This is a genomic window from Stappia sp. BW2, from assembly GCF_008107695.1.
Taxonomy (GTDB): domain Bacteria; phylum Pseudomonadota; class Alphaproteobacteria; order Rhizobiales; family Stappiaceae; genus Roseibium.
Genome location: NZ_VIRG01000070.1, coordinates 1,024,700 through 1,051,682, shown reverse-complemented (window position 1 = coordinate 1,051,682; position 26,983 = coordinate 1,024,700). Strand labels below are relative to the sequence as shown.

The 26,983-nt window shown below is 58.3% G+C and carries 22 protein-coding genes and 4 tRNA genes; 4 read left to right on the top strand and 22 right to left on the bottom strand.

The features are described 5' to 3' along the window. Positions 1-24: 24 nt before the first annotated feature. The 16 genes from fusA to FMN63_RS23705 form a co-directional block, all read right to left on the bottom strand. A complete protein-coding gene (gene fusA / locus FMN63_RS23780) occupies positions 25-2,100 on the bottom strand; it encodes an elongation factor G (RefSeq protein WP_148586600.1) in 2,076 nt (691 codons plus the stop codon). 25 nt (positions 2,101-2,125) lie between these two features. Further along, positions 2,126-2,596, bottom strand: a complete 471-nt coding sequence (gene rpsG / locus FMN63_RS23775; RefSeq protein ID WP_023001588.1) for a 30S ribosomal protein S7 — start codon at positions 2,594-2,596, stop codon at positions 2,126-2,128. A gap of 11 nt (positions 2,597-2,607) precedes the next feature. Further along, positions 2,608-2,979 (bottom strand): 30S ribosomal protein S12, encoded by a 372-nt coding sequence (gene rpsL / locus FMN63_RS23770; protein ID WP_006936459.1) that lies wholly within the window; start codon positions 2,977-2,979, stop codon positions 2,608-2,610. A gap of 688 nt (positions 2,980-3,667) precedes the next feature. After that, on the bottom strand, positions 3,668-3,961 hold the full coding sequence (locus FMN63_RS23765; protein ID WP_148586599.1) for a regulator: 294 nt from the start codon (positions 3,959-3,961) through the stop codon (positions 3,668-3,670). A 78-nt stretch (positions 3,962-4,039) separates the two neighbouring features. Further along, positions 4,040-8,239 carry a DNA-directed RNA polymerase subunit beta' gene (rpoC, locus tag FMN63_RS23760; RefSeq protein WP_148586598.1) on the bottom strand — a complete coding sequence of 1,400 codons (4,200 nt, stop codon included), beginning with the start codon at positions 8,237-8,239 and terminating at the stop codon, positions 4,040-4,042. A 92-nt stretch (positions 8,240-8,331) separates the two neighbouring features. Further along, positions 8,332-12,471 carry a DNA-directed RNA polymerase subunit beta gene (gene rpoB / locus FMN63_RS23755; protein WP_148586597.1) on the bottom strand — a complete coding sequence of 1,380 codons (4,140 nt, stop codon included), beginning with the start codon at positions 12,469-12,471 and terminating at the stop codon, positions 8,332-8,334. 289 nt (positions 12,472-12,760) lie between these two features. Continuing rightward, positions 12,761-13,138, bottom strand: a complete 378-nt coding sequence (rplL, locus tag FMN63_RS23750) for a 50S ribosomal protein L7/L12 (protein ID WP_148586596.1) — start codon at positions 13,136-13,138, stop codon at positions 12,761-12,763. Positions 13,139-13,197: 59 nt separating this feature from the next. Beyond that, positions 13,198-13,716, bottom strand: a complete 519-nt coding sequence (rplJ, locus tag FMN63_RS23745; protein WP_023001583.1) for a 50S ribosomal protein L10 — start codon at positions 13,714-13,716, stop codon at positions 13,198-13,200. Between the two features lie 325 nt (positions 13,717-14,041). Then, positions 14,042-14,740 (bottom strand): 50S ribosomal protein L1, encoded by a 699-nt coding sequence (gene rplA, locus FMN63_RS23740; protein ID WP_148586595.1) that lies wholly within the window; start codon positions 14,738-14,740, stop codon positions 14,042-14,044. A 4-nt stretch (positions 14,741-14,744) separates the two neighbouring features. Then, positions 14,745-15,173: a 50S ribosomal protein L11 gene (gene rplK / locus FMN63_RS23735; RefSeq protein ID WP_148586594.1), complete on the bottom strand. Its 429-nt coding sequence runs from the start codon at positions 15,171-15,173 to the stop codon at positions 14,745-14,747. A gap of 176 nt (positions 15,174-15,349) precedes the next feature. Then, entirely contained in the window at positions 15,350-15,880 is a 531-nt protein-coding gene (nusG, locus tag FMN63_RS23730; protein WP_148586593.1) for a transcription termination/antitermination protein NusG, read from the bottom strand. 66 nt (positions 15,881-15,946) lie between these two features. Beyond that, complete coding sequence (secE, locus tag FMN63_RS23725; RefSeq protein ID WP_148586592.1) at positions 15,947-16,144, bottom strand: preprotein translocase subunit SecE; 198 nt, start codon at positions 16,142-16,144, stop codon at positions 15,947-15,949. A 102-nt stretch (positions 16,145-16,246) separates the two neighbouring features. Then, positions 16,247-16,322, bottom strand: a tRNA-Trp gene (locus FMN63_RS23720). Positions 16,323-16,430: 108 nt separating this feature from the next. After that, positions 16,431-17,621, bottom strand: coding sequence for an elongation factor Tu (tuf, locus tag FMN63_RS23715; RefSeq protein WP_148586591.1), 1,191 nt, complete (start codon positions 17,619-17,621; stop codon positions 16,431-16,433). A 170-nt stretch (positions 17,622-17,791) separates the two neighbouring features. Beyond that, positions 17,792-17,865 (bottom strand) — tRNA-Gly (locus FMN63_RS23710). A 22-nt stretch (positions 17,866-17,887) separates the two neighbouring features. Continuing rightward, positions 17,888-17,972: transfer RNA gene (locus FMN63_RS23705), tRNA-Tyr, on the bottom strand. 453 nt (positions 17,973-18,425) lie between these two features. On the opposite strand from FMN63_RS23705, the gene FMN63_RS23700 reads away from it, so the two are divergent. The 4 genes from FMN63_RS23700 (at position 18,426) to FMN63_RS23685 (ending at position 20,951) form a co-directional block, all read left to right on the top strand. After that, positions 18,426-18,893, top strand: a complete 468-nt coding sequence (locus FMN63_RS23700; RefSeq protein ID WP_209001288.1) for a MarR family winged helix-turn-helix transcriptional regulator — start codon at positions 18,426-18,428, stop codon at positions 18,891-18,893. Between the two features lie 22 nt (positions 18,894-18,915). Further along, positions 18,916-19,419, top strand: coding sequence for a PaaI family thioesterase (locus tag FMN63_RS23695; RefSeq protein WP_148586590.1), 504 nt, complete (start codon positions 18,916-18,918; stop codon positions 19,417-19,419). Between the two features lie 72 nt (positions 19,420-19,491). Next, positions 19,492-20,307: a TrmH family RNA methyltransferase gene (locus tag FMN63_RS23690; protein ID WP_148586589.1), complete on the top strand. Its 816-nt coding sequence runs from the start codon at positions 19,492-19,494 to the stop codon at positions 20,305-20,307. Positions 20,308-20,875: 568 nt separating this feature from the next. Beyond that, positions 20,876-20,951 (top strand) — tRNA-Thr (locus FMN63_RS23685). 350 nt (positions 20,952-21,301) lie between these two features. On the opposite strand, the gene FMN63_RS23680 is transcribed toward FMN63_RS23685, so the two are convergent. The 6 genes from FMN63_RS23680 to FMN63_RS23655 form a co-directional block, all read right to left on the bottom strand. Further along, a complete protein-coding gene (locus tag FMN63_RS23680) occupies positions 21,302-21,571 on the bottom strand; it encodes a hypothetical protein (protein WP_148586588.1) in 270 nt (89 codons plus the stop codon). Between the two features lie 64 nt (positions 21,572-21,635). Then, positions 21,636-21,941, bottom strand: coding sequence for a cytochrome o ubiquinol oxidase subunit IV (cyoD, locus tag FMN63_RS23675; RefSeq protein WP_148586587.1), 306 nt, complete (start codon positions 21,939-21,941; stop codon positions 21,636-21,638). Positions 21,942-21,950: 9 nt separating this feature from the next. Continuing rightward, positions 21,951-22,544 (bottom strand): cytochrome o ubiquinol oxidase subunit III, encoded by a 594-nt coding sequence (gene cyoC / locus FMN63_RS23670; RefSeq protein WP_148586586.1) that lies wholly within the window; start codon positions 22,542-22,544, stop codon positions 21,951-21,953. 11 nt (positions 22,545-22,555) lie between these two features. Beyond that, positions 22,556-24,595 (bottom strand): cytochrome o ubiquinol oxidase subunit I, encoded by a 2,040-nt coding sequence (gene cyoB / locus FMN63_RS23665; protein ID WP_148586585.1) that lies wholly within the window; start codon positions 24,593-24,595, stop codon positions 22,556-22,558. Continuing rightward, positions 24,595-25,446, bottom strand: coding sequence for a ubiquinol oxidase subunit II (gene cyoA, locus FMN63_RS23660; protein WP_209001287.1), 852 nt, complete (start codon positions 25,444-25,446; stop codon positions 24,595-24,597). The genes cyoB and cyoA overlap by 1 nt, the downstream gene beginning before the upstream one ends. Before the next feature lie 237 nt (positions 25,447-25,683). After that, positions 25,684-26,925, bottom strand: a complete 1,242-nt coding sequence (locus FMN63_RS23655; protein ID WP_148586583.1) for a Zn-dependent hydrolase — start codon at positions 26,923-26,925, stop codon at positions 25,684-25,686. Positions 26,926-26,983 lie beyond the last annotated feature (58 nt).

The window sequence follows — 26,983 nt, the reverse complement described above, 5'->3', positions numbered from 1 at the left end:
CTTCTTGACGTTAAGAGGATGGGCTCAGGCGTACTTCGCCTGAACCTCTTCGGCGACAGCCTGCGGCACCTGCTCGTAGTGATCGAACACCATCGAGTACTGTGCGCGGCCTTGAGACATGGAACGCAGGTTGTTCACGTAACCAAACATGTTGGCCAGCGGGACCATTGCGGTGATGACGGTTACGATGCCCCGGTTCTCCGTGCCGGCGATCTGGCCGCGGCGGGAGTTCAAGTCACCAATAACGTCACCCATGTAGTCTTCCGGAGTGACAACCTCGACCTTCATGATCGGCTCGAGCAGTTTCGGGCCGGCCTTGGCAATCCCTTCGCGGAAACCGGCACGGCCGGCGATTTCGAAGGCGAGAACCGAGGAGTCAACGTCGTGGTAGGCACCATCGATCAGGGTTGCCTTGATATCGAGCATCGGGAATCCTGCCAGCGGACCGGAGGACATGACACTTTCGATACCTTTGGTAACGCCCGGGATGTATTCCTTCGGAACGGAACCACCGACGATCTTGCTTTCGAAGACGTAGCCTTCATTCGGCTCAGCCGGCTCGATGACCAGCTTGATGCGAGCGAACTGACCGGAACCACCAGACTGCTTCTTGTGGGTGTAATCCACTTCAGCAACCTTGGTGATGGTTTCACGGTAAGCCACCTGCGGCGCACCGATGTTGGCTTCGACCTTGAATTCGCGCTTCATGCGATCGACGATGATGTCCAGGTGCAGCTCGCCCATGCCGGCGATGATGGTCTGACCGGATTCTTCGTCGCTCTTGACGCGGAAGGACGGATCTTCTGCAGCCAGGCGGTTGAGCGCGAGGCCCATCTTTTCCTGGTCGCCCTTGGTCTTCGGCTCGACAGCGATCTCGATAACCGGCTCCGGGAATTCCATGCGCTCCAGGATCACCGGCTTCAGCGGATCACACAGGGTGTCGCCGGTCGTGGTGTCCTTGAGACCTGCGATAGCAACGATATCGCCTGCATAGGCTACATCGATATCTTCGCGGGAGTTGGAGTGCATCTGCATCATCCGCCCAACGCGCTCACGCTTTTCTTTAACGGTGTTCAGCAGGGACACGCCCTTGTTCAGAACACCGGAATAGATGCGGCAGAACGTCAGAGAACCGACAAACGGGTCGTTGGCGATCTTGAACGCCAGCAGACCAAGCGGCTCTTCGTCCGAAGACTTGCGAATGATTTCTTCTTCGGTCTTCGGGTCGATGCCTTTGATGTCCGGCACTTCGACCGGGCTCGGCAGGTAATCGACAACAGCGTCGAGAAGCGGCTGAACGCCCTTGTTCTTGAACGCGGAACCGCAGAATACCGGAACGAACTCGGTGCTGATCGTGCCCTTGCGGATAAGCTTCTTGAGCGTCTCGATGGAGGGCTCTTCGCCTTCCAGATAAGCTTCCATGACAGCTTCATCAACTTCAACGACAGTCTCGATCAGAGCATCGCGAGCTTCCTGAGCGCGATCTACGAGATCAGCCGGGATGTCAACGATGTCCCAGGCAGCGCCGAGGTTTTCAGACTGCCAGATCAGAGCCTTCATTTCCAGAAGGTCGATACAACCGGCGAAGTCGCTTTCTGCGCCAACAGGAAGCTGCATGACCAGCGGAGTTGCGCCGAGGCGTTCCTTGATCATCGTGACGCAACGATCGAAGTCAGCGCCCAGCTTGTCCATCTTGTTGACGAAGATCATCCGCGGAACGTGGTACTTGTCGGCCTGACGCCAGACAGTTTCCGTCTGCGGCTCAACGCCGGCGTTTGCGTCCAGAAGGGCGACGGCACCGTCGAGCACACGCAGGGACCGTTCAACTTCAATGGTGAAGTCAACGTGGCCCGGGGTGTCGATGATGTTCAGGCGCTTTTCTTTCCAGAAAGCGGTGGTTGCAGCAGAGGTGATCGTGATGCCACGCTCCTGCTCCTGCTCCATCCAGTCCATGGTGGCTGCGCCGTCATGAACTTCGCCGATCTTGTGGCTCTTACCAGTGTAGAAGAGGATCCGCTCGGTCGTGGTGGTCTTTCCAGCATCGATATGAGCCATGATGCCGAAGTTGCGGTAGTCCTCGATTTTATGCGTGCGCGCCATAGCGTCAGCCCTTCGAAGTCACAAATTACCAGCGATAGTGCGAGAATGCGCGGTTGGCGTCTGCCATCCGGTGCGTGTCTTCGCGCTTCTTGACTGCGGTGCCACGGTTGTTGGCCGCATCGAGCAGTTCGCCGGAAAGACGGTCAACCATCGTGGTTTCGTTACGATTGCGAGCCGCAGTGATCAGCCAGCGAATTGCCAGGGCCTGACGGCGGTCGGTACGAACCTCGACCGGAACCTGGTAGGTCGCACCACCAACACGGCGGGAGCGAACTTCCACTTGCGGCATGACGTTCTCAAGAGCTGCGTGGAACACTTCGATCGGGTTCTCGCGGGTCTTGTTCTCGACGACGTCGAATGCACCGTACACGATGCGCTCAGCAGTCGACTTCTTACCGTCGTACATGATGGAGTTCATGAACTTGGTTACGACGATATCCCCGAACTTCGGATCCGGGTTAATTTCGCGTTTTTCAGCGCGGTGACGACGGGACATCTATGTGCTCCTTACTTCGGCCGCTTCGCGCCGTATTTCGAACGACGCTGCTTACGATCCTTGACGCCCTGGGTATCGAGCACACCACGGATGATGTGGTAGCGCACACCCGGCAAATCCTTTACGCGGCCGCCGCGGATCATCACCACCGAGTGTTCCTGAAGGTTGTGACCTTCACCCGGGATGTAGCCAATGACTTCGAAGCCGTTGGTCAGGCGGATCTTGGCCACCTTACGAAGAGCCGAGTTCGGCTTCTTCGGCGTCGTCGTGTAAACGCGGGTGCAAACACCACGCTTCTGGGGGCAGGCCTCCATGGCCGGCACCTTGTTCCGCTTAGGCGGATCTTTCCGCGGCTTGCGGATCAACTGGTTGATGGTCGGCATTCTTTGCCCTTTACCTTGTCCATCCAAAAATTCGTATGCAACTGCAGTCCCCCGCTGATTTTGACCTCTCTCCGGTTTGACCCGTAAAGACATGCAAAATCGCGCCCGCGCGCTCAATGAAGAGCGGCAGGCGCTGCGAAAAACCAGAGGACCACGAGTTGCCCCGCGGTCATGCAATCGACGCGTATTCGCCTATATAGCCCGGCAGCGTTTAAGAGGACTGGGTCCTGCGCCTTGGTTAGCGCTGGACGGGTTCACTCTTACCGCCTGCCCTTGGGATGCGCGGAAACTACTCATATGCACCCATTGCGTCAAGTGCTTTGTCGAAAAAACAGCGTTTGTGCGGGTTACAGCTTGGTCATCTGAATTTCCGAAACGAATCCCATCACTTAGCAGCTTCATTCCATACCTTTACGGCGCTTTTTTGAAACTTTATTACGCGACGCGATTCCGCAAACCAGAGGAATCCTGAATCAAGTCTGACCGGAATGAGTCAAAACGGGGCACTTGATTGCGAAGACTCGTTTGTCCGGCCCTGCAGCACGTTGATTCACGTGGTGATTCCTGACAAGTCTGGCCGGAAGGCAACCTGGATTCGCAAGCCGCCTCCCCCCCTCGCCTCTGCTATGCGCCAAACGCACAACAGGTATATTGCACACAGAGCGAATATTGGAGACCTTTTCGCAGGTCAGGCCGTGAACGTCACGATGGCAACGTTGCCGGCAAGGGCATCCTGATAGGCGCCTTCGTAAACCGGGTCATCCGGTTCGCCATCCATAACCCCGATCTGGTCGAGTTCAGCTTCCGCAAACCCCTGGGCTGAAAGCGCCTCAAGCGTCTTGCGCACTGCATCGTCATCATCAGGCGCCCTCAGCAGCGCGTGAATGGTTATGGCATCATCTGGCGACGCCTCTTCGTTTTCCCACACCCTGCCAATCACGATGTAGACCACCGGATCCAGTTCAACTTCATTGTCGTTCATATGATCAGGCCTCTTTTGCCTCATTATACAAGAAAGGCCGCCCGAGGGCGGCCTTTCGATAGCTAGACGGCAGACCGATTATTCGGCTGCGCCGGTCATGTCTTCCAGAAGCCCTTCCGCTGCGCTGTCCGAAGACTGCTGACGCTGAGCTTCCTGGATCAGGTCGTCGCGATGGCTCGCGATCTTGCGGATCCGCTTCATCACCCCACCGGTACCGGCCGGGATCAGACGGCCAACGATGACGTTCTCCTTGAGGCCGACCAGCGGGTCGGTCTTGCCGTTGACCGCTGCGTCGGTAAGAACGCGGGTCGTCTCCTGGAAGGAGGCGGCGGAGAAGAACGACCGCGTCTGCAGCGACGCCTTGGTGATACCGAGCAGAACCGGCACTCCCTTGGCAGGATCGCGTGCATTGTCGATCGCCCGGCTGTTGGCTTCCTCGAAGTCGATCTTGTCGATCTGTTCGCCTGCGAAGAACTCCGTGTCACCCGGATCGGTGATTTCGACCTTCTGCAACATCTGGCGGACAATCACTTCAATGTGCTTGTCGTTGATGGTCACGCCCTGCAGACGGTAGACTTCCTGGATTTCGTTGACGAGGTAAGCCGCCAGGGCCTCCACGCCTTTAACGGCCAGGATGTCGTGCGGAGCCGGGTTACCGTCGAGAATGTACTCACCCTTTTCAATGGCGTCGCCTTCCTGAAGATGGAAGTGCTTGCCTTTCGGGATGAGGTATTCGACGGGCTCGACACCTTCTTCCGCTGGCTCGATGATGACGCGGCGCTTGTTCTTGTAGTCGCGACCGAAGCGGATCGTACCATCGATTTCGGCGATGATCGCATGATCCTTCGGACGGCGAGCCTCGAACAGTTCCGCAACACGCGGCAGACCACCGGTGATGTCCTTGGTCTTTGCACTTTCCAGCGGGATACGAGCCAGAACGTCACCAGCCTTGACCGAAGACCCAGGCTGAACGGACAGGATCGCGTCCACGGAAAGTATCAGACGAGCGTCGGAGCCGCGGTCGGTTTTGAAAATGGTGCCTTTTTCGTCCTTGATGACGATTGCCGGCTTCAAATCCTGACCACGCTGCGAAGAGCGCCAGTCGATGACGACACGCTTGGTGATACCGGTCGCCTCATCGGCCGTTTCCTGAACGGACGCACCATCGACCAGATCCTCGAAGTCCACGATACCGTCGACTTCTGCAAGCATTGGCCGGGTATACGGATCCCATTCGGCAATCCGCTGGCCGCGCTTGACCGCATCGCCTTCATCGACATGCAGCTTGGAACCATAGGCCACCCGGTGCACGGCGCGCTCGTTACCGTCGCTGTCGATAACAACGATGGACATGTTGCGGACCATGGCAATCAGATTGCCGTCGCTGTCGCGATTGACCGAACGGTTCCGGATCTTGATCGTACCATCGACGTTGGACTCGATGAACGAGCTGTCGACCACCTGTGCGGTACCACCGATGTGGAAGGTACGCATGGTCAGCTGCGTGCCCGGCTCACCGATGGACTGTGCGGCGATAACGCCGACAGCTTCACCCATGTTCACAGGTGTACCACGTGCAAGGTCACGACCGTAGCAGGTCGCGCAGACGCCGGTTTCGGTTTCACAGGTCAGAACCGAACGGATCTTGATCTGCTGAACCTTGGCGGCCTCGATGGCATCAACGTCCTTCTCGTCGATCAGCGTGCCCTTGGCGACAAGCAGTTCTCCGGTCTGGTTATTGTAGACATCTTCCGCAGTCGTACGGCCCAGAACGCGCATGCCGAGCGAGGCGATGACGTTACCGGCATCGACGATCGGAGCAACGGTGATGCCGCGCGTGGATCCGCAATCCGGTTCCAGGATAATGGAATCCTGGGCGACGTCCACCAGACGGCGGGTCAGGTAACCGGAGTTAGCGGTCTTCAGTGCGGTATCGGCCAGACCCTTACGGGCACCGTGCGTGGAGTTGAAGTACTCCAGAACCGACAGACCTTCCTTGAAGTTCGAGATGATCGGGTTCTCGATGATGGACCCATCCGGCTTGGCCATAAGGCCACGCATGCCGGCCAGCTGCTTCATCTGCTGGGGCGAACCACGGGCACCGGAGTGAGACATCATGTAAACCGAGTTCATCGGCTTCTGACGTCCGCTCTCTTCATCGATCTGGACCGCCTTAATGCGGGCCATCATCTCGTCAGCAATCTTGTCGGTACATTTCGCCCAGGCGTCGACAACCTTGTTGTACTTCTCGCCCTGGGTGATCAGACCGTCGTTGTACTGCTGCTCGTATTCGGTTGCGAGCGACGACGTTTCCGCCACCAGATTGTGCTTGGTGTCCGGGATGACCATGTCGTCCATGCCGAAAGAGATGCCGGCGTTACAGGCGTTCTTGAAACCAAGCTGCATGATCCGGTCACAGAAGATAACCGTCTCCTTCTGACCGCAGGCACGGTAAACCGTGTCGATCATCTTGGAGATGTCCTTCTTGGTCATCAGCTTGTTGCAGACCTCGAACGGCACTTCGTGGTGCTTCGGCAGAAGCTCCGCAATAAGCATGCGGCCCGGAGTGGTTTCGTTGATCTCGGAGGTCTCGTTTCCATCGGCATCGATGGAGCGGAACCGGCCCTTGATCTTGGTGTGCAGCGTGATGACCTTGTTGGCCAGCGCGTGGTGGATCTCACCGGTGTTGCCGAAGACCATGCCTTCGCCCGGTTCCTTTTCCGCCATGATCGACAGATAGTAGAGACCCAGAACGATATCCTGCGACGGAACGATGATCGGGCCACCGTTTGCCGGGTGCAGAATGTTGTTGGTCGACATCATCAGCGTACGCGCTTCGAGCTGGGCTTCCAGCGACAGCGGTACGTGAACAGCCATCTGGTCACCGTCGAAGTCGGCGTTGAAGGCCGAGCAGACGAGCGGGTGCAGTTGGATAGCCTTGCCTTCGATCAGCGTCGGTTCGAATGCCTGGATACCAAGACGGTGCAGCGTCGGCGCGCGGTTCAGGAGAACCGGGTGCTCACGGATGACTTCGTCGAGGATGTCCCAAACTTCCGGACGTTCCTTTTCCACCAGCTTCTTGGCCTGCTTCACGGTCGAAGAGAAGCCTTTGGCGTCAAGCCGCGAATAGATGAACGGCTTGAACAGCTCAAGCGCCATCTTCTTCGGCAAGCCGCACTGGTGCAGCTTGAGTTCCGGACCCACGGTGATAACCGAACGGCCGGAATAATCGACGCGCTTGCCGAGCAGGTTCTGACGGAACCGGCCCTGCTTGCCCTTCAACATGTCGGACAGCGACTTCAGCGGACGCTTGTTGGCACCGGTGATGACGCGGCCGCGGCGGCCGTTGTCGAACAGGGCGTCAACGGACTCCTGCAGCATGCGCTTTTCGTTCCGGATGATGATATCCGGAGCACGCAGTTCCATCAGGCGGCGCAGACGGTTGTTACGGTTGATCACGCGGCGGTAGAGATCGTTCAGATCGGACGTCGCGAACCGGCCGCCGTCAAGCGGAACCAGCGGACGAAGATCCGGCGGGATCACCGGAACGACGGTCATGATCATCCATTCCGGGCGGTTGCCCGATTCCATGAATGCTTCGATGACCTTCAGACGCTTGGCAAGCTTCTTCGGCTTCAGTTCGGTGGTCGCCTCGGCGATCTCCTGACGCAGCTTCTCGCTTTCGCGCTCCAGATCCATGCTCATCAGGATCTCGCGGATCGCTTCAGCACCGATCATTGCGGTGAAGGCATCTTCGCCATACTCGTCCTGAGCGGCGACGAAGTCTTCTTCAGACAGAAGCTGGTGCTGCTTGAGCGGGGTCAGGCCCGGCTCGAGAACCACGTAGTTCTCGAAATACAGAACCCGTTCCAGATCCTTCAGCGTCATGTCGAGCAGAAGGCCGATACGGCTCGGCAGGGACTTCAGGAACCAGATGTGCGCAACAGGCGCGGCCAGTTCGATGTGGCCCATGCGTTCACGGCGGACCCGCGAAAGGGTGACTTCAACGCCACACTTTTCGCAGATAACGCCTTTGTATTTCATGCGCTTGTACTTGCCGCACAGGCACTCGTAGTCCTTGATCGGACCAAAGATACGCGCGCAGAACAGACCGTCACGTTCAGGCTTGAACGTACGGTAGTTGATGGTTTCCGGCTTTTTGATTTCGCCGAAAGACCAGGACAAGATCTTTTCCGGGCTCGCAAGCGAAATCCGGATATTGTCGAAGGTCTGTGTGGGAGCCTGTTGATTGAACAGGTTCATGACCTCATGATTCATGATCCATCTCCTTCGATGCGCGGCGGGGGAGCGAGCTCTTGCGCCCCTCCCCGCAACCGGCATTCCAAGTCATTTGTGGTCCGTAGGCGGGGTTATTCTGCGGCGTCCGCAGTTTCTTCCTCGCCGATCACTGGGACATCGGTTCGTTGCAGTTCAACGTTGAGACCCAGGGACCGCATTTCCTTCACAAGCACGTTGAAGCTTTCCGGAATGCCCGCCTCGAAGGTGTCGTCGCCACGCACGATGGCCTCATAGACCTTCGTACGGCCGGCAACGTCATCCGACTTGACGGTGAGCATTTCCTGCAGCGTGTAGGCTGCACCGTATGCTTCAAGCGCCCAGACCTCCATTTCCCCGAAGCGCTGGCCACCGAACTGTGCCTTACCACCGAGCGGCTGCTGGGTGACGAGCGAGTACGGGCCAATCGAACGGGCATGGATCTTGTCGTCGACCAGGTGGTGGAGCTTCAACATGTAGATGTAGCCCACGGTCACCTTGCGGTCGAACTCTTCACCGGTTCGGCCATCATACAGAACGGACTGGCCGCTCGGATCATAGCCAGCGATGTTGAGCGCCTCGACGACATCGGGTTCACGCGCACCGTCGAAGACCGGCGTTGCAATGCTGACGCCCTTCTTCAGCTGCTCCGCCAGGCGGACGACGCCTTCGTCGTCGTATCCCTTGACGTTGTCGCCCTTCATGTTGTCGCCATAGATCTCTACGATCTTGCCGCGCAACTCGTCGATCTCGCCCGACTTCCTGTACTCTTCGTACAATTCGCCGATCCGGTTACCCATGCCGCGGCAGGCCCAACCCAGGTGGGTTTCAAGGATCTGACCGACGTTCATGCGCGACGGAACGCCGAGCGGGTTCAACACGATATCGACATGCGTGCCGTCTTCCAGGAACGGCATGTCTTCGCACGGGTTGATCTTGGAGACCACGCCCTTGTTGCCGTGACGGCCAGCCATCTTGTCGCCCGGCTGAAGCTTGCGCTTCACGGCAACGAAGACCTTGACCATCTTCATGACACCCGGCGGCAGTTCGTCACCGCGCTGCAGTTTCTCGACCTTGTCGATGAAACGCTGCTCGAGACGCTTGCGGCTGTCGTCATACTGACCACGCAGAGCTTCGATCTCGGACATGAACTTCTCGTCGTCAGTGGCAAACTGCCACCACTGCGAGCGCGGGAAGTCGTTGAGAACGTCACCGGTGAGCACGGTGTCCTTCTTGGAGCCCTTCGGGCCGGCAACGGCTGTCTTGTCCATCAGCATCTCGGCCAGACGGCCATAGACGTTGCGGTCGAGGATCGCCTGTTCGTCGTCGCGGTCTTTTGCGAGACGCTCGATTTCCTCACGCTCGATAGCCATCGCGCGTTCGTCTTTTTCAACGCCGTGGCGATTGAAGACGCGCACTTCGACAACAGTACCCGAAACCCCCGGCGGAAGACGCAGGGAAGTGTCGCGAACGTCGGACGCCTTTTCACCGAAGATGGCACGCAGAAGCTTTTCTTCCGGTGTCATCGGGCTTTCACCCTTCGGCGTGATCTTGCCGACCAGGATATCACCCGGGTTCAGTTCGGCGCCGATGTAGACGATGCCGGCTTCGTCGAGGTTCTTCAGCGCTTCTTCCGAAACGTTCGGAATGTCACGCGTGATTTCTTCCGGTCCAAGCTTGGTGTCACGGGCCATCACTTCGAATTCCTCGAGGTGAATGGAGGTGAACACGTCGTCAGAGACGATCCGTTCGGACAGGAGGATGGAATCCTCGAAGTTGTAGCCGTTCCAGGGCATGAACGCGACGAGCACGTTCCGGCCGAGCGCCAGATCGCCAAGATCGGTCGACGGACCGTCGGCGATGATATCGCCCTTGTTGATCCGGTCACCGACACGCACCAGCGGACGCTGGTTGATGCAGGTGTTCTGGTTGGACCGCTGGAACTTCTGCAGACGGTAGATATCGACACCGGACTTGCCCGGATCGAGGTCCTCGGTCGCGCGGATAACGATACGCGTCGCATCCACCTGATCGACAACACCCGCACGGCGTGCACCAATGGCGGCCCCGGAATCGCGGGCCACGATCGGCTCCATGCCGGTACCCACGAACGGTGCCTCGGCACGGACCAGCGGAACGGCCTGACGCTGCATGTTCGAGCCCATCAGTGCGCGGTTGGCGTCATCGTTCTCGAGGAACGGGATGAGCGCGGCCGCGACGGACACGAGCTGCTTCGGCGACACGTCCATGAGGTCGACCTTGTCGGACGGAACCATCATGTTTTCGCCGGCGTGACGGCAGGTGATCAGCTCTTCCGTGAACCGGCCTTCGTCGTCGTAGACGGCGTTGGACTGGGCCACGTAGTGCTTGGCTTCTTCCATGGCGGAAAGATAGACGACTTCGTTGGTAACGGCGCCGTCTTTCACTTTCCGGTACGGGCTTTCGATGAAGCCGTACTTGTTCACACGCGCGAAGGTTGCCAGCGAGTTGATCAGACCGATGTTCGGGCCTTCCGGCGTTTCAATCGGGCAAATACGACCATAGTGCGTCGGGTGAACGTCACGGACTTCGAAGCCTGCGCGTTCGCGGGTCAGACCACCCGGTCCAAGAGCCGACAGGCGGCGCTTGTGGGTGACTTCCGACAGCGGGTTGGTCTGGTCCATGAACTGCGACAGCTGCGAAGAGCCGAAGAATTCACGAACGGCAGCGGCAGCCGGCTTCGCGTTGATCAGATCCTGCGGCATGACCGTGTCGATTTCGACCGAGCTCATGCGCTCCTTGATCGCACGTTCCATACGCAACAGACCGACGCGGTACTGATTTTCCATCAGCTCGCCGACAGAACGAACACGGCGGTTGCCGAGGTTGTCGATGTCGTCGATTTCGCCCTTGCCGTCACGCAGTTCCAGAAGAACCCGGATGACTTCAAGGATGTCGGCCTTGCGCAGTGTGCGGACAGTGTCGGCGCACTCCACGTCAAGACGCATGTTCATCTTCACGCGGCCAACCGCGGACAGATCGTAGCGCTCTTCATCGAAGAACAGCGACTGGAACATCGCCTCGGCAGTGTCGATGGTGGGCGGCTCGCCCGGGCGCATCACGCGGTAGATGTCGAACAGCGCATCCTCGCGGGATTCGTTCTTGTCGACCGACAGCGTGTTGCGGATGTAGGGACCTGTGTTGACATGGTCGATGTCGAGCATCGGCAGGTCGTGGTAACCACGGTCCACCAGTTCTTCCAGCAGCTTGCCGGTAATCTCGTCACCGGCTTCGGCATAGATCTCGCCGCTCTTCATGTCGACGATGTCTTCCGCCAGATACTGGCCATGAAGGTCTTCGTCGGTCACTTTAAGAGCGGTGACGCCCTTTTCCTCGAGCTGCTTGATGGTGCGCTGGGTGATCTTGCGACCACCTTCGATCACCACTTCGCCGCTGTCGGCGTCGATCAGGTCGTAGGACGCCTTGGTGCCCTTCAGCCGAGCGCCATCAAACGGCATCCGCCAGGAGCCATCCTTCTGCCGGGTGTAATCGATGCGCTTGTAGAACGTGTTGAGGATTTCTTCGCCATCGAGGCCAAGCGCCATCAGCAGGGAGGTAACCGGGATCTTGCGGCGGCGGTCGATACGCGCATGCACGATGTCCTTGGCGTCGAACTCGATGTCGAGCCAGGAACCGCGATACGGGATCACGCGCGCTGCGAACAGCAGCTTGCCGGAAGAATGGGTCTTGCCCTTGTCATGGTCAAAGAACACACCGGGAGAACGGTGCATCTGGGAGACGATGACCCGCTCGGTACCATTGACGATGAAGGTGCCGTTGTCGGTCATGAACGGCATGTCGCCCATGTAGACATCCTGTTCCTTGATGTCTTTGACGGACTTGGCACCGGTGTCTTCATCGACGTCGAATACGATCAGGCGCAGAGTAACCTTCAGCGGTGCTGCAAAGGTCATGTCGCGCTGGCGGCACTCGTCGACGTCGTATTTTGGAGCTTCAAATTCGAAGGAAACGAATTCCAGAAGGGAAGTGCCCGCAAAATCCGAGATCGGAAATACGGACTGGAAGACCGCTTCAAGGCCTTCATTCTTGCGGCCACCGCCCGGCATCTCATCGACCTGTAGAAACTGGTCGTAGGATGCTTTTTGAACCTCGATGAGATTAGGCATAGCCGCGACATCGCGGATCGATCCGAAATATTTACGGACCTTTTTGCGACCGTTGAACGTTTGGGTCATTGTCGCTCCTCGTATCGGCCGGGTAACGGCTTCCCGAAACGCCCCTTTTCCAATCGGGCGAGCGCCCGGGCGCTTCGGAAAACCGTCCCCCCTGGATCAACCTGCTTCAGGTGCCCTCACCTGAAACCAGACAAGTTGACCGGACTTAGGGGCCCAGAACATCTTGGTCTGCCGTCTTGCGAAAGCAGGATGCTCTAGTGGTACGTATGCCCCGGAAACGGGAAAATCCCGCCGGGGCGAATAACGGTCCCGGTTACCCGGGACCGTTCAAAAGGCCAAAAGGCCTCTATTATTTCAGCTCGACAGATGCGCCAGCTTCTTCGAGCTTCTTCTTCAGCTCTTCTGCTTCGTCTTTGCCAACGCCTTCCTTGACCGGCTTCGGAGCGCCTTCGACGAGCTCCTTAGCTTCTTTCAGGCCAAGACCGGTGATAGCGCGGACTTCCTTGATGACGTTGATTTTCTTGTCGCCAGCAGCGGTCAGGACAACGTCAAATTCGGTCTTTTCTTCAGCAGCAGCGGCATCGCCACCACCAGCAGCAGCAGCAGCAACTGCGACCGGAGCAGCAGCAGAAACGCCCCACTTTTCTTCCAGAAGCTTGCTGAGTTCAGCAGCTTCCATAACGGTCAGTGCGGACAGTTCGTCAACGAGCTTTTCAAGATCAGCCATTTTTCAGTACCTTAAGTTCGAACCAGTTTTGGTTACGTGAGACAGTGTGTTTGGACGCCTTATGCGGCCTCGTCCTTCTTGGCGTAAGCGCCGAAGACGCGGGCAAGCTGCCCGGCCGGAGCGTTGACAACCTGTGCAATCCGGGAAGCCGGGGTCTGGATCATGCCAACCAGTTTCGCACGCAGCTCATCGAGCGACGGCATGGTTGCCAGAGACTTGACCCCATCCGGGTTCAGGTTGGTCGAGCCAAGAGCACCACCAAGGATCGCAAACTTTTCGTTTGCCTTGGCGAAATCGACGGCTGCTTTCGGAGCGGCTACCGGATCGTCGGAGTGGACGATAACGGTCGGGCCCTGAAACAGGTCGGAGATGTGCTCAAGGTCGGTGCCTTGAAGGGCGAGTTTGACAAGGCGGTTTTTTGCGACTTTTACAGTGCCGCCGGCTTCGCGCACGGATGCCCGCAATGCGGTCATCTGAGCTACCGAAAGGCCTGCATAGTGCGCGACGACGACAACACCGGTGTTACCCAGCTCGGCGTTGAGGGCCGACACGAACTCGTGCTTTTCCGCTCTTTCCACTTGCCTTCTCCATTTGGCGGCTGTGATGCCGCCGGTTTACCTTGCCGCCTGGCAGATGGTCCCGAACCCGGAACCACCCATCCTGGCGACGCTCAGGGTCCTGTCCCCTCACCTTCGCGCCCTTGGGCGCCCGGCAAGGTCTGGTTCGAACCGGGTCGGTCCACCGGATCGGTGGCGAAATCGGTTCTCACCCATCTATGCAGGCCTTGTTCGGCTTAAGCCGGTTTCCCGGCACCTGCAGTCTCGGACAGGGCAACCTGGCGGCTAGCCGCCAGGTCTATTCGGCCATTTGGCCGAAATCTTGTATAAATCCGGAAAGTCCGGATTATTCGCCAGCAACAGTGGCGAGGTCGACCTTCACGCCCGGGCCCATCGTAGAGGACACGGCGATGCGCTTCAGGTATGTGCCTTTTGCGCCAGTCGGCTTGGCTTTCTGAACAGCGTCCAGCAGGGCCTTGACGTTCTCGGTGATCGCTTCTTCGGAGAAGGACACCTTGCCAACGCCGGCATGAACGATACCGGCCTTTTCGACGCGGAACTGAACGGCGCCGCCCTTGGCGTCGTTGACAGCGGACTTGACGTCCGGAGTCACAGTGCCGACTTTCGGGTTCGGCATCAGGCCACGCGGGCCGAGAACCTTACCAAGACGACCGACGAGCGGCATCATGTCCGGAGTTGCAATGCAGCGATCGAAATCGATCTTGCCGCCCTGAACTTCCTGAACCAGCTCTTCTGCACCAACGATATCGGCGCCGGCTGCCTTGGCTTCCTCAGCCTTGTCGCCACGTGCGAACACGGCAACACGAACGGTCTTGCCGGTGCCGTTCGGCAGGATGCACACGCCGCGGACCATCTGGTCTGCATGGCGGGGATCAACACCGAGATTAATCGCAACTTCAACGGTTTCGTCGAACTTGGTCTTGGAACGATCCTTCACGAGGCCAACAGCTTCGTTCAGGGAATACAGCTTGTTGCGGTCGAGACCTTCACGCGCTGTCTTGATACGCTTACCAACCTTCGCCATGATCTTACTCCGTTACCTCAAGGCCCATGGAGCGGGCGGAGCCTTCGACCATCAGCATTGCTGCATCGACGTCGTTGGCGTTCAGGTCCTTCATCTTGGCTTCGGCGATTTCCTTCACCTGAGCCTTGGTCACAGAACCTACCGTGCCACGGCCCGGGGTCTGGGAACCCTTCTGCAGCTTCGCAGCTTTCTTCAGGAAGAAGCTGACCGGAGCCGTCTTCACTTCGAACGTGAAGGACTTGTCGGAGTAGTAAGTGATCACGGTCGGGCACGGAGCGCCCTTTTCAGCATCCTGCGTGGCAGCGTTAAACGCCTTGCAGAATTCCATGATGTTCAGACCACGCTGACCGAGCGCCGGACCAATGGGCGGCGACGGAGTAGCGGAACCTGCCGGCACCTGAAGCTTCAGGAAACCTTCAATTTTTTTCGCCATGTTTCTCTCCAGTCATATACAGCTGAATGGCTCTTCAACTGCTTGGGAGTTGGTGGTCCGGCCCTTTTCGGAACCCGGCGAAGAGCTCCAGAACCTTCCACCCTTTCATCCCGGAAACTGTATCCCGCTGGACACTGCAACCGGGCTCTCAAGCCACCCCTCAGGGCAGCAAACGGTCAGAGCTTGTCGACCTGACCGAATTCCAGTTCCACCGGCGTTGCGCGGCCAAAGATGGACACTGCCACCTTGAGACGTGCGCGCTCGTCGTCGACTTCCTCGACAAGACCGGAGAAGGATGCGAACGGACCATCGGAAACACGCACCTGCTCGCCAACCTCGAAGGTGACGGAAGGCTTCGGCCGGTCAACACCTTCCTGCACCTGGTTGATGATGCGCATAGCTTCTTTTTCCGGGATCGGCATCGGCTTTTGATCCGCCCCCAGAAACCCGGTCACCTTCGGTGTATCCTTGATCAGGTGAAACGCCTCGTTGGTCATTTCCATCTTCACCAGGACGTAGCCCGGGAAGAATTTGCGCTCAGCATCAACCTTGCGGCCACGGCGCACTTCAACGACCTTTTCCATCGGAACGAGAATTTCCTCGAACAGATCGGACACACCCTTCTGCTCAGCCTTTTCGCGGATGGACTCGGCGACCTTCTTCTCGAAATTGGAGTAGGCGTGCACAATGTACCAGCGCTTGGCCATGGATCTCAGTTCCGTTTCTTGTTCTTTGTCTTCAAACCGGACAATCGCCCGGGCGGCTGCAGTAAATTAGCCGCCGACACCCAGAAGATAGCCGATCCCGAAGCCCATCAACTGATCTGCCACGAGAAAAAAGATTGCAGCGATCACAACCATGATGAAAACCATCACGGTGGTTATCGCCGTCTCCTTGCGCGTCGGCCAAGTGACCTTGGACGTTTCCGCACGTACTTCCTGGATAAATTTAAAGGGATTGGTCTTCGCCATTCCGATTCCGGTCTGTTAAATACGAGTGGGCGCGCGAAAAACTTCGCGCGCCTCACTCGAGGAAACTCTTAAGCCCTCGAGGCAGATTAATCAAGAGCAAATTGGCAGGGGCAGCAGGGTTCGAACCCGCGACCTACGGTTTTGGAGACCGTCGCTCTACCAGCTGAGCTATACCCCTTCAGAAGTCCGCCTGAACGAACTTGCTCCTGATACCCTCTGAAGCCGCACATCGCAAGACTTAAGAGGTAGGCCTGCCGGGCACAAGGCCCGGCAGGCCGAATTCATCTTATTCGATGATGGATGCGACGACGCCGGCACCGACGGTACGGCCACCTTCGCGGATAGCGAAGCGCAGGCCTTCTTCCATCGCGATCGGCACGATCAGCTCAACGTCAACGGAGACGTTGTCGCCCGGCATCACCATTTCCGTGCCTTCCGGCAGGGACACCACACCAGTCACGTCCGTCGTACGGAAGTAGAACTGCGGGCGGTAGTTGGTGAAGAACGGGGTGTGACGGCCACCTTCTTCTTTCGTGAGGATGTAAGCCTCAGCCTTGAACTTCGTGTGCGGGGTAACAGTACCCGGCTTGCAAAGAACCTGGCCACGCTCAACGTCTTCACGACCGATACCACGGATCAGGGCGCCGATGTTGTCGCCTGCTTCACCGCTGTCCAGCAGCTTGCGGAACATTTCAACGCCGGTAACCGTCGTCTTCTTGGTATCCTTGATGCCGACGATTTCAACTTCTTCGCCGACCTTGATGATGCCGCGCTCAACACGACCGGTCACAACCGTACCACGGCCAGAGATCGAGAAGACGTCTTCGATCGGCATCAGGAACGGAAGGTCCTTCGGACGTTCCGGGGTCGGGATGTATTCGTCGACCTGAGCCATCAGCTCACGGATCGCATCGCGGCCGATGGCCGGATCGCGGTTCTCAACGGCTGCCAGCGCAGAACCCTTGACGATCGGAATGTCGTCGCCCGGGAATTCGTAGGAAGACAGCAGTTCACGGATTTCCATTTCGACGAGCTCGAGAAGCTCTTCGTCGTCGACCTGGTCAACCTTGTTCATGAACACGACCAGAGCCGGAACACCAACCTGGCGAGCCAGGAGGATGTGTTCGCGGGTCTGCGGCATCGGGCCGTCAGCGGCAGAACACACCAGGATCGCGCCGTCCATCTGCGCAGCACCGGTGATCATGTTCTTGACGTAGTCGGCGTGACCAGGGCAGTCCACGTGAGCGTAGTGACGGTTTTCCGTCTCATACTCAACGTGTGCCGTGGAGATGGTGATGCCGCGGGCCTTTTCTTCAGGCGCGCCGTCGATTTCGTCGTAAGCTTTTGCAGTCGCACCGCCGGTTTCAGCCAGCGTCATGGTGATTGCTGCGGTCAGCGTCGTCTTGCCGTGGTCAACGTGGCCAATCGTGCCAATGTTAACGTGCGGCTTGTTGCGCTCAAATTTTTCCTTCGCCATCGGCGTCGCTCTCTGTCCAATACTCGGTTCGGTCGAATTAGGTCGAGGCGGGACGCTTTCCGGCGCCATGGACAGATCCGCGAGCGACGAATTGCTTCCCGTTGAACTTCTTGTCAGGATTTCCGGGCGAAAGAGCCTTCCGTTCCGGACACTCCGATCAGCACCCATGATGGAGCGGGTGAAGGGAATCGAACCCTCGTCGTCAGCTTGGAAGGCTGCTGCTCTACCATTGAGCTACACCCGCACAACGAGAGAACCAGGAACGATGGTGGAGGAGGTTGGATTCGAACCAACGTAGGCATAGCCAACGGATTTACAGTCCGTCCCCTTTAGCCACTCGGGCACTCCTCCATCTCGTCCTGCTTCACGCCGAAGCGATCAGGATGGCTTACCGAAGAGCCCGCCCGGAAGGGGCGAGCAATCCCGTGGCGCGTGTTATGCAGATAGGGCCCCGCCCTGTCAACGCCGATTTTACAAAGAAATGAACAAAATCAGCAGGACGCGCGAAACTGATGCTTCGAACGTGAGCGATTGCCAAGGCTGACAGCTTTCCCAGATTGCAGCAGCATGGCTGTGATGTCACGGTTCCCCTGCGTTTTGCCCAAATTCCGCGATAAGAGCTCGTCTGCCTGTGGACAACTTTCACCAGCGGGCAAGATCCGTCCGAGCCCTCTTTCGCAATGCCCACTGCGCCCGGCAGCTCCCTGAAAACCTGCGCGACGCACGCCATAGCTTGAGCAGATTCTCAATTTGTTGTATCTACAACAAATGTCCTCTTCGCTCCAAGATATCGATTTTCAGCATATGGGTCGAACCTGCCTCGGTCACGCAGCCCGGCGCACCGCCAATCTTCTGACCCGTCATTATAACAGGCACCTGGCAGCGCTCGGTCTGGAACTCACACAGGCACAGCTTCTGGCGGCCATCGCGGACGGATCAGCAGCTTCGGCAGCTGAGATCGCACGCTTTCTCGGCATCGACCGGTCGACACTGGCACGCAACCTCAAACCGCTCGAAGCCGCCGGCCTGATAGGCCGGCAGGAAACAGGCGGTAAGAAGGTGCTTCCGGTTCTGACACCGCTCGGCGAAGCAAAGGTGATCGAAATTCACGGCACCTGGCTCAAGGCTCAAAAAGAGCTCAGCGACCTGCTGGGCCCGGACGGGGCCGATGCCGTGCGTGCGCAGATGTCCACATTGCGTAAAGCGGTCCACATTCTCGAAAGTCAGGACAAGGCAGCGCCTGACACCGTCCCCTCATCTAAACCCGGCTAAACCTCCTACTCAGGACACTCTCATGAGCGACACCTCCACGCTGACCGAAAACGGCAAGTCCCACACTCCTGGCGCTTTGCCCAAAGCGGCCTTTGCCACCATGTCCGGCTTGGACATCTTCGAACGCATGATGGCAGGTGACTTGCCCGCGCCGCCGATCATGAGTCACTCCAATATAAGAATGAAGGAATTTTCCGAAGGCCGGGCGGTCTTCACCGGCCTGCCCGCACGCGAGTTCCTGAACCCGCTCGGGACTGTACATGGTGGCTGGATATCGACACTGATCGACACGGCGCTGAGCTGCGCGGTCCATACCACTCTGCAACCGGGCGAATATTACACCACCACAACACTCAACGTGAACATGGTTCGCCCGCTGCTTGAGACGAGTGGCGAAGTGATCTGCGAAGGTCGGATCGTTCATCGCGGCTCCCGTCTGGCGACCTCCGAAGGCGATCTGCGGGACGCTAACGGCAAACTGATCGCCCATGGCACCGTCAGCTGCATGATCCTGAAGCCTTCATGAGAGAAGGCTGAAGGAACGACCGTACTGCGTTTCCCTCTTTTCCTTAAAAGGAAATCCAGCTAGAGCTGCGCCATGAGTGACGACAAGAAACCATTCCGCGTCGGCGGCAAGCCGGGCTTTCGCGGCGACAAGAAATCCGGCGGCAAACCGGCGCCACGCCGTCCGGGTCTGCCGCCGGAAGGCCCTGTGCTGCTTTATGGCCTGCATACGGTGGAAGCTGCCTTTGCCAACAAGGATCGCAAACGCCTGAAGCTGTTTGCAACGGACAACGCCATTCGCCGCCTCGAAGAGCGCGGTGTGAAGATCGATGTGCCCGTTGAATCCATGATGCCGCGCGCTCTGGACCGGATGGTGACCAAGGATGCGGTTCATCAGGGCATGATTCTGGAAGCCGATCCCCTGCCCGCCTATGGCGCGGAACATCTGAAGGGTGCCCGGCTGGTGCTGGCGCTTGACCAGGTGACCGACCCGCACAATGTCGGGGCAATCCTGCGTTCCGCCGTCGCGCTGGATGCCGATGCTGTGGTGACCACAGAACGCCATGCACCGGAGGAAGGCTCCGTTCTGGCGAAATCCGCTTCCGGGGCGCTCGACATGATCAAACATGTCCGGGTGAAAAACATGGCCCGCTTCGTCGCCGAGATGAAAGAAGAGGGATTTTCCTGCATTGCCCTCGACAGCGACGGCCCGGCAAGTCTTGAAGAAACGCCGTTCGGCGACAGAACCGTTCTGGTGCTCGGCTCGGAAGGCAAAGGCGTGCGACAGGGTGTGCGCGAAGCCTGCGGCCTGACGGCCCGCCTCGACATGCCAGGCGAGATTCGCTCGCTCAATGTTTCCAATGCTGCTGTTCTGTCACTCTATGTAGCGCGGATGAAGATGGGGCTGTAAGTCCCCCTTCTCTTTCTAGAGGTCTTTCGGTTGAGGTTACCCCGCACAGCGTTCGCATGGCACTTGGCTGTCTTGCTCGCAAGCCTTGCCTCGAACCGGATCAGGCCTGTCACCAGACCAAGGCGGTTCCATCCACGCTCGCATGGTGAATCAACACACCTCTCGCAAGACCGCTGTCTCTGCCACCGGCAACGGCAATTTGCCTGCCTGTCCCCGGTTCGCTGGCAAAATTATATGTTCAGCTCCTAAAGTGCAGCACCAGCGCTTTCCCCGAACCTCCAGAAAAGACTCCAGCCTTCACGATTCTCGACCAATGCCGCCCCGACGGAGGCCAAGCGTGTTCTTTTGCATCTCGGCTTCTGGAAAAAGCAGAATGTTTTGTGGAATCGGGCCTTCGCAGTGCCATTGCAGCATAAGGCAAATCACGGACAAGAGCCACTCTATCCACAGCGACTACCGGGTTTTCGAAATAATTTGAGGGGTTTAGGGGATTTTCTGGAATCAGAATCGAAAAATGCAGATCAGGGCATGGACAAGCGCGCCCAATCTGGTAGAAGCCATTCCCGGCGCCGGTATAGCTCAGCTGGTAGAGCACGTGATTTGTAATCTCGGGGTCGCGGGTTCGAATCCTGCTGCCGGCACCATTTTTCCCCCCAAGGCTCATTCTTGTCACATGGCTTTCTCTAGCCTCGGGCTTGCCGTTTGCTTCAGGCAAACCACGCATGTTTTCTGTCCGCGCGTGCCCCCCGCCCAGTTCCGCTCCAATTGCCGAATACTCTACGCTCAGCGACTGGGGACCAGAATTTTGGGCATGACGCGACCACAGAGGCCCGAGCAGTGATCGAACTGCCCAGGCCATAGTTGGCGAGCGCAACGCCTGGTGCCATTTTATCAAGTATCGACCGAGATCGCCTCGCGGCTACTTCACGTCCAGACGACGCTGTCCTGATCAAGGGTCAACAGATCAGCGGAACAATCGGCTGGACAGCGCACGTCATTCCACATCGCCGATGTATTTTGCCTGGTCGATAAGCTCCTGGCATTTGGCCTCATTGCCCGCCTGCCGTTCCTTGTTTGCTTCTTCGAGCAGTGCGCGCATCTTCTCGGCAACTGTGATGTCGATACCCTCGCGCTCGGAGTGGACAACGGCGTTTTCGACCTTGTCGATGTCGGCCTGGCAGTCAGCCGATGCGCTAGACGAGCCCGTCAGCAGGATCCCGGCGGCAAGAAAGCTTCCAGCCAATAAGGAGCGATTGCCTGTCATGTCACTCTTTTTCCAGTCTGATGGGGGCCACCAGCCCCTGGGCTGGCGGCTACACCTTTGACATTCACTGCATCCGGTGATGGAGGTCCATCATGATCCAGAGGCTGCCGCCCACCATGATGAAGATGAGAACTGCAGCAAAGACCAGGAAAAACAGGTTTTCAACCGGGGTCGATTTCAAATCGATATGCAGGAAAAACACCAGATGCACGATCACCTGCAGCACCGCAGCAACGGCGATGACCGCGTAAACCGCAGGGCCGACAAGCAGTCCACCCCAGACAAGAGCGAAGGGAATGGCGGTCAACAGGACAGCAAGAACAAAACCGGTCAGATAAGTAGACTGGCTGCGATCAGCGGAATGGTTCATGAGTGCCCCCTATAGAACGCCCGGCAGATAGACCACCGAAAAGATTCCGATCCAGACGATGTCGAGAAAATGCCAGAAGAGCCCGAGCCGCGTAAGCCGGGAGCGCACCGGCGCCGTCAATCCCTTGGTCAGCACCTGAGCGATCATCACCACGATGCCGAGTGAGCCAAGGGCAACATGCAGGCCGTGGGTTCCGACCAGCGTAAAGAAGGCGGACAGAAAGCCGCTGACCTCCGGTCCGGCACCCTTGTCGATCATGCCCGAAAATTCGCTCAGCTCCATCCCCAGAAAGGCAAGACCGAGCAGCAAGGTGACGATAAGCCACCGGACCACACGGCCCTTCTGATCGTGCATCAGGGCAATGCTCGCCATCCCGAAGGTCAGGCTGGAGACGAGCAGCAAACCGGTTTCAACCGAAGTCCTGCCCAGATCGAAAAGCTCCTTCGAGGTCGGCCCCGCGGCGGAGTTCTTTGCAAGGACCGCATAGGAGGCAAACAGCAGTGCGAAGATGACTGCGTCGGTCATCAGATAGATCCAGAAACCGAACTCCCGCGAATGAAGGGCGTGCTTCTGTTCTTCTTCCAGAATGGTTGCAGCAGACATTGGCCTCTCCCCTAAACCGTTCCGGTCAACGGTGCGCCGGAGGCAACACCGCGTGGCACAAAATCGCGCATGTCATGCAGGTCGGCCGGCGAAATTTCCGCCAGTCGCTCGCGCTCGATCCGCGCAACCTCTGCAGCGGGCAGCACGAAATCGCTGTTGTCATCCGAAGCGCGGATGGCGACACACACGAGAGAGAGCACGAAGCACAGGGCCACCAGCCACCAGATATGCCAGACGAACGCAAAGCCGAGACCGAAGGCCAGCGCGCCGAGCGCCAGACCGACCCAGGTGTTTTTCGGCATGACGATGTCTTCGTAGTGCTGCGGCGTCTGATAGGCCTGCCCCAGGATCTTCATGTCGTGGAAGGCGTCGATGTCGGTCACCTCTGGCAGAACCGCGAAATTATAGGCTGCCGGCGGGGACGACGTGGCCCACTCCAGGGTACGTCCATTCCACGGGTCACCCGTAATATCCCGGGCGGACCCCCATGTCTTGGCCGACACATAAAGCTGGATGGCAATGCAGGCGATGCCGCAAAGGACAAACAAGGCCCCAATCCCCGCGACAATCAGATAAGGCTGCCAGCTCGGATCGGCATAATGCTCCATCCGCCGGCTCATGCCTTTGAATCCGAGCACATAGAGCGGCATGAAGGCGAGATAGAAACCGATGATCCAGCACCAGAAGGACCTGATGCCCCACTTGGTATCGAGCTTGAAGCCCAGAGCTTTCGGAAACCAGTAGTTCAGCCCGGCAAAATAGCCGAACAAGGCCCCGGGGATCAGCATGTTGTGAAAATGCGCCACCAGGAAGGTGGAATTGTGCATCAGGTAATCGGCCGGCGGTATCGCCAGGAGAACCCCGGTCACACCGCCGATGACGAAGGTCACCATGAAGCCGATCGTGTAGACCATGGACGGGTGGAACTCGATCCGGCCCTTATACATGGTGAACAGCCAGTCGAAGATCTTAACGCCCGTCGGCACCGCAATGATCATGGTCGCAATACCGAAGATCGCGTTGACGTCGGCCGACGACCCCATCGTGAAGAAGTGGTGCAGCCAGACCGTGAAGGACAGGAGTGCGATACAGGCGGTCGCATAGACCAGCGATGTGTAACCGAACAGCCGCTTGCGCGAGAATGTGGCCACCACTTCGGAAAAGATGCCGAAGGCCGGCAGGACAAGGATGTAAACCTCCGGATGGCCCCAGATCCACAGCAGGTTGGCAAACATCATCATGTTGCCGCCATCGCCGTTGGTGAAGAAATGGAACCCAAGCGTCCGGTCGAGCATCAACTGGCCTGCGACCACCGTCAACGCCGGAAAGGCAAAGGCAATCAGGATGGAAGCGCACAGGCTCGTCCACGTGAACATCGGCATGCGCATGAAGGTCATGCCCGGACAGCGGTTCTTGACGATTGTGACGATGAAGTTGATGCCTGAAAGCGTACTGCCCACCCCACTGGTGATCAGTGCCCACAACCAGTAATCGACCCCGACACCCGGGCTGTACTCAACACCGGAATAAGGCGGATACCCGGTCCAGCCAGCTTGAGAGAACTTGCCGACCACAAGCGATATCAGCACCAGTCCCGCGCCGGCCGCCGTCATCCAAAGACTGACGGAATTCAGGAACGGAAAGGCCACATCCCGCGCGCCGATCTGTTGCGGCACGATGATGTTGATCAGCCCGGTCAGGAACGGCATGGCCACGAAAAAGATCATGATGGTGCCGTGGGAGGAAAAGATCTGCTCGAAATGTTCCGGCGGCAGATAGCCTTCGGTATTCAGCGAGAAAGCCTGTTGCGCCCGCATCATCAAGGCATCCACAAAGCCGCGCACCAGCATCACCAACGCCAGCACCACGTACATGATGCCGATTTTCTTGTGGTCGACGCTGGTCAGCCAGTCGGTCCAGAGCACTTTCCACGCCCGTAGCCATGTGATCAGCAGAAAGACGGCAATCCCACCCCCGACGGTGACTGCCGCCCCGCCCATGGCCACCCAGGAATAGAACGGCAGGGCCTCGATAGTCAGACGTCCAAGCATCAGGCAGCCCCCCGGCAGATAAGTTCGGCGGCCTTGCTTTCGTAAGGGCCGACAATCGGCGCGTATTTGCGCAGGATGATTGAAAAGAGATCCGTCTCGAAAGACGAATAGTATCGCACCGGATCGGCAACGCTCTTTTTGTGCAGGTCCACGTAGGCCTTGGCATCCAGGACATCTGCGGCGCCTGCCACCTTTTCTTTCCAGGTGGCAAAATCCGCTTCATTCATGGCATATGCCTTGAAATGCTGGTCGGAAAATCCGTCACCGGAATACATGGTATTGCGGCCGGTGAAAGTGCCCGGACCATCGGCAAGCAGGTTCATTTCGGATCTCATGCCCGCCATGGCGTAGATCTGGCCGCCGAGAGCGGGAATCATGAGCGAATTCATGACAGTGTCGGAGGTGATCTCGATGGTCAGCGGCCGGTCTGCGGGAAACGCGAGTTCATTGACGCTTGCCGTGCCGAGTTCCGGATAGAGGAACAGCCATTTCCAGTCGAGCGCCACCGCCTGCACCTTGAAGGCAGGCTTGTCGGACGCCAGAGGCTTGTAGGGATCGAGCTCATGGGTTGCGTCCCAGACGATGGTCCCGATGACCACCACAATCGCAGCGGGAACCAGCCAGACAACGGCTTCGATGCCCCAGGAGCCATCCCAATCAGGTGCATAATCGGCTGTGTTCCGAGTGCGCTTGCGGTACCGCCAGGCAAACAGGAACGTCAGGAGGATAGCGGGTATCGCCACGATCATCATGATGCCGAATGCCGTGAAAAGCAGATCCCGCTCCGCCAGTGCAACAGGCCCCTTGGGGAAGAGCACCGGTGCATCGGACAGCGCACATCCTTGCAACATCGGAAGACTGCATATCAGTCCGGCCGTCGCGGCGAACCTGAAGGCAGCACGGACCTTTTGTCCGGCAATCCGAGCTCCCATGGCACCCCCTTAGCGAATGGACGGGATCGTCTGTTTCCACGACTTTCAGCGGCCTGCCACCGCGAACGATACGCTTTACATTTGAAAAGCCTAGCCGAGCCCGCGTGGCAATGAAAGGGCGAAAGTCGCAGATGCCGGCAGGCACCCGCAAACGGCTCAGCCGGACAGGTCGATCAAGGCCTGCAACATGAGGTTGGCCCCCTTCTCGATATCGGACCACTCGCTGTGCTCTTCCGGGGCATGACTGATGCCGGCCCGGCTGGGAATGAAAATAAGTCCGGAAGGGCAGAATGACTGCATTGTCTGGGCATCGTGCCCGGCCCCCGACGGCATGCGCCGCGCCGGCAGACCGTCCCGCTCGGCAAGGCTGACCAGCGTGCCTGCAAGATCCGCATCAAGAGCGACCGGTGACAACCAGCTGCGCTCGCTCTTGCGCAAGGTCAGACGATGCCGGTTGGCAACGATATCGGCACTTTCCAGGAACCGCGATTTCAGACCAACCATAATCTCTTCGGAAGTATCCCGCAGAATCACCGAAAAGACTGCACGGCCCGGTATGGTGTGCGGATGGTTCGGGGAAAGTTCGACATGGCCGATAGTAAACCGGGTCTGGTCTGTTCCATGCATATGAATGAGATCCGGAATCGCTCCTGCAAGCTCTGAAAGACCGGCAAAGGCATCAGACCGCAAATGCATGGGCGTGGTGCCCGAATGGTTGGCTATGCCGGTGAGCTCCAGCTCCATGTAGCAGACACCGGAAACTTCCTCGGCAATCCCGATCGGCAAACCTTCGTCTTCCAGGACCGGCCCCTGCTCGATGTGAAGTTCCAGAAAGGCCTTTATCGATCCGGCCGGCCGCGCAGCTTTCAGGATGTCCATCGGCTCGAGGCCAAGACCGGTCATCGCATCGCGCAGCTGGATACCGTCGGCATCGACGGCCTGTTCGATCCACGCAGGTGTAATGGCGCCGGCAATGGCCTGGGAGCCCAGCATGCCGCCGAAGCGCCCCTCCTCTTCGGACGTGGCCGCAACTTCAATCGCCGTTTGGGGCGTGATGCCGGCATCCTTCATCGCACGCACGCATTCCAGTGCCACGCAGGCACCGAGTGAGCCGTCGAAGGCGCCCCCATTGACCACGGTGTCGAGATGCGAACCGGCCATGACGCATGGTCCGGTTTCAGGTCCATACCGCCCGAACAGATTGAGCGCTCCGTCTCGCCAGACCTGCAACCCGTCGGCCTTCATCTGGGCCTCGAACCACTCCCTGCACTCCAGGTCGACACGGGAGAAACCCGGCCGCGTATAACCACCTGTTTCGGGAACAAAGCCGAAGCGATTCACTCCGTTGAGAAGCGTTTTCAGGCGCTCTGGATCGATACGGATGTCATGCTGCGGCATTCTTGTTTTCCTCTATTTATCAGCACTTAAGCGCTTGTTTATTGTCGAAGGCACAACC

Bases quoted from the DNA above. Each gene is read 5' to 3' on its own strand.
- secE (WP_148586592.1), bottom strand. From the start codon at position 16,144: ATGGCGAAGACCAATCCCTTTAAATTTATCCAGGAAGTACGTGCGGAA.
- nusG (WP_148586593.1), bottom strand. From the start codon at position 15,880: ATGGCCAAGCGCTGGTACATTGTGCACGCCTACTCCAATTTCGAGAAG.
- rplK (WP_148586594.1), bottom strand. From the start codon at position 15,173: ATGGCGAAAAAAATTGAAGGTTTCCTGAAGCTTCAGGTGCCGGCAGGT.
- FMN63_RS23680 (WP_148586588.1), bottom strand. From the start codon at position 21,571: ATGACAGGCAATCGCTCCTTATTGGCTGGAAGCTTTCTTGCCGCCGGG.
- FMN63_RS23765 (WP_148586599.1), bottom strand. From the start codon at position 3,961: ATGAACGACAATGAAGTTGAACTGGATCCGGTGGTCTACATCGTGATT.
- FMN63_RS23695 (WP_148586590.1), top strand. From the start codon at position 18,916: ATGAGCGACACCTCCACGCTGACCGAAAACGGCAAGTCCCACACTCCT.
- rpsG (WP_023001588.1), bottom strand. From the start codon at position 2,596: ATGTCCCGTCGTCACCGCGCTGAAAAACGCGAAATTAACCCGGATCCG.
- rplA (WP_148586595.1), bottom strand. From the start codon at position 14,740: ATGGCGAAGGTTGGTAAGCGTATCAAGACAGCGCGTGAAGGTCTCGAC.
- cyoC (WP_148586586.1), bottom strand. From the start codon at position 22,544: ATGTCTGCTGCAACCATTCTGGAAGAAGAACAGAAGCACGCCCTTCAT.
- rplL (WP_148586596.1), bottom strand. From the start codon at position 13,138: ATGGCTGATCTTGAAAAGCTCGTTGACGAACTGTCCGCACTGACCGTT.
- cyoB (WP_148586585.1), bottom strand. From the start codon at position 24,595: ATGCTTGGACGTCTGACTATCGAGGCCCTGCCGTTCTATTCCTGGGTG.
- cyoD (WP_148586587.1), bottom strand. From the start codon at position 21,941: ATGAACCATTCCGCTGATCGCAGCCAGTCTACTTATCTGACCGGTTTT.
- cyoA (WP_209001287.1), bottom strand. From the start codon at position 25,446: ATGTTGCAAGGATGTGCGCTGTCCGATGCACCGGTGCTCTTCCCCAAG.
- FMN63_RS23700 (WP_209001288.1), top strand. From the start codon at position 18,426: ATGGGTCGAACCTGCCTCGGTCACGCAGCCCGGCGCACCGCCAATCTT.
- tuf (WP_148586591.1), bottom strand. From the start codon at position 17,621: ATGGCGAAGGAAAAATTTGAGCGCAACAAGCCGCACGTTAACATTGGC.
- FMN63_RS23655 (WP_148586583.1), bottom strand. From the start codon at position 26,925: ATGCCGCAGCATGACATCCGTATCGATCCAGAGCGCCTGAAAACGCTT.
- FMN63_RS23690 (WP_148586589.1), top strand. From the start codon at position 19,492: ATGAGTGACGACAAGAAACCATTCCGCGTCGGCGGCAAGCCGGGCTTT.
- fusA (WP_148586600.1), bottom strand. From the start codon at position 2,100: ATGGCGCGCACGCATAAAATCGAGGACTACCGCAACTTCGGCATCATG.
- rpsL (WP_006936459.1), bottom strand. From the start codon at position 2,979: ATGCCGACCATCAACCAGTTGATCCGCAAGCCGCGGAAAGATCCGCCT.
- rpoC (WP_148586598.1), bottom strand. From the start codon at position 8,239: ATGAATCATGAGGTCATGAACCTGTTCAATCAACAGGCTCCCACACAG.
- rpoB (WP_148586597.1), bottom strand. From the start codon at position 12,471: ATGACCCAAACGTTCAACGGTCGCAAAAAGGTCCGTAAATATTTCGGA.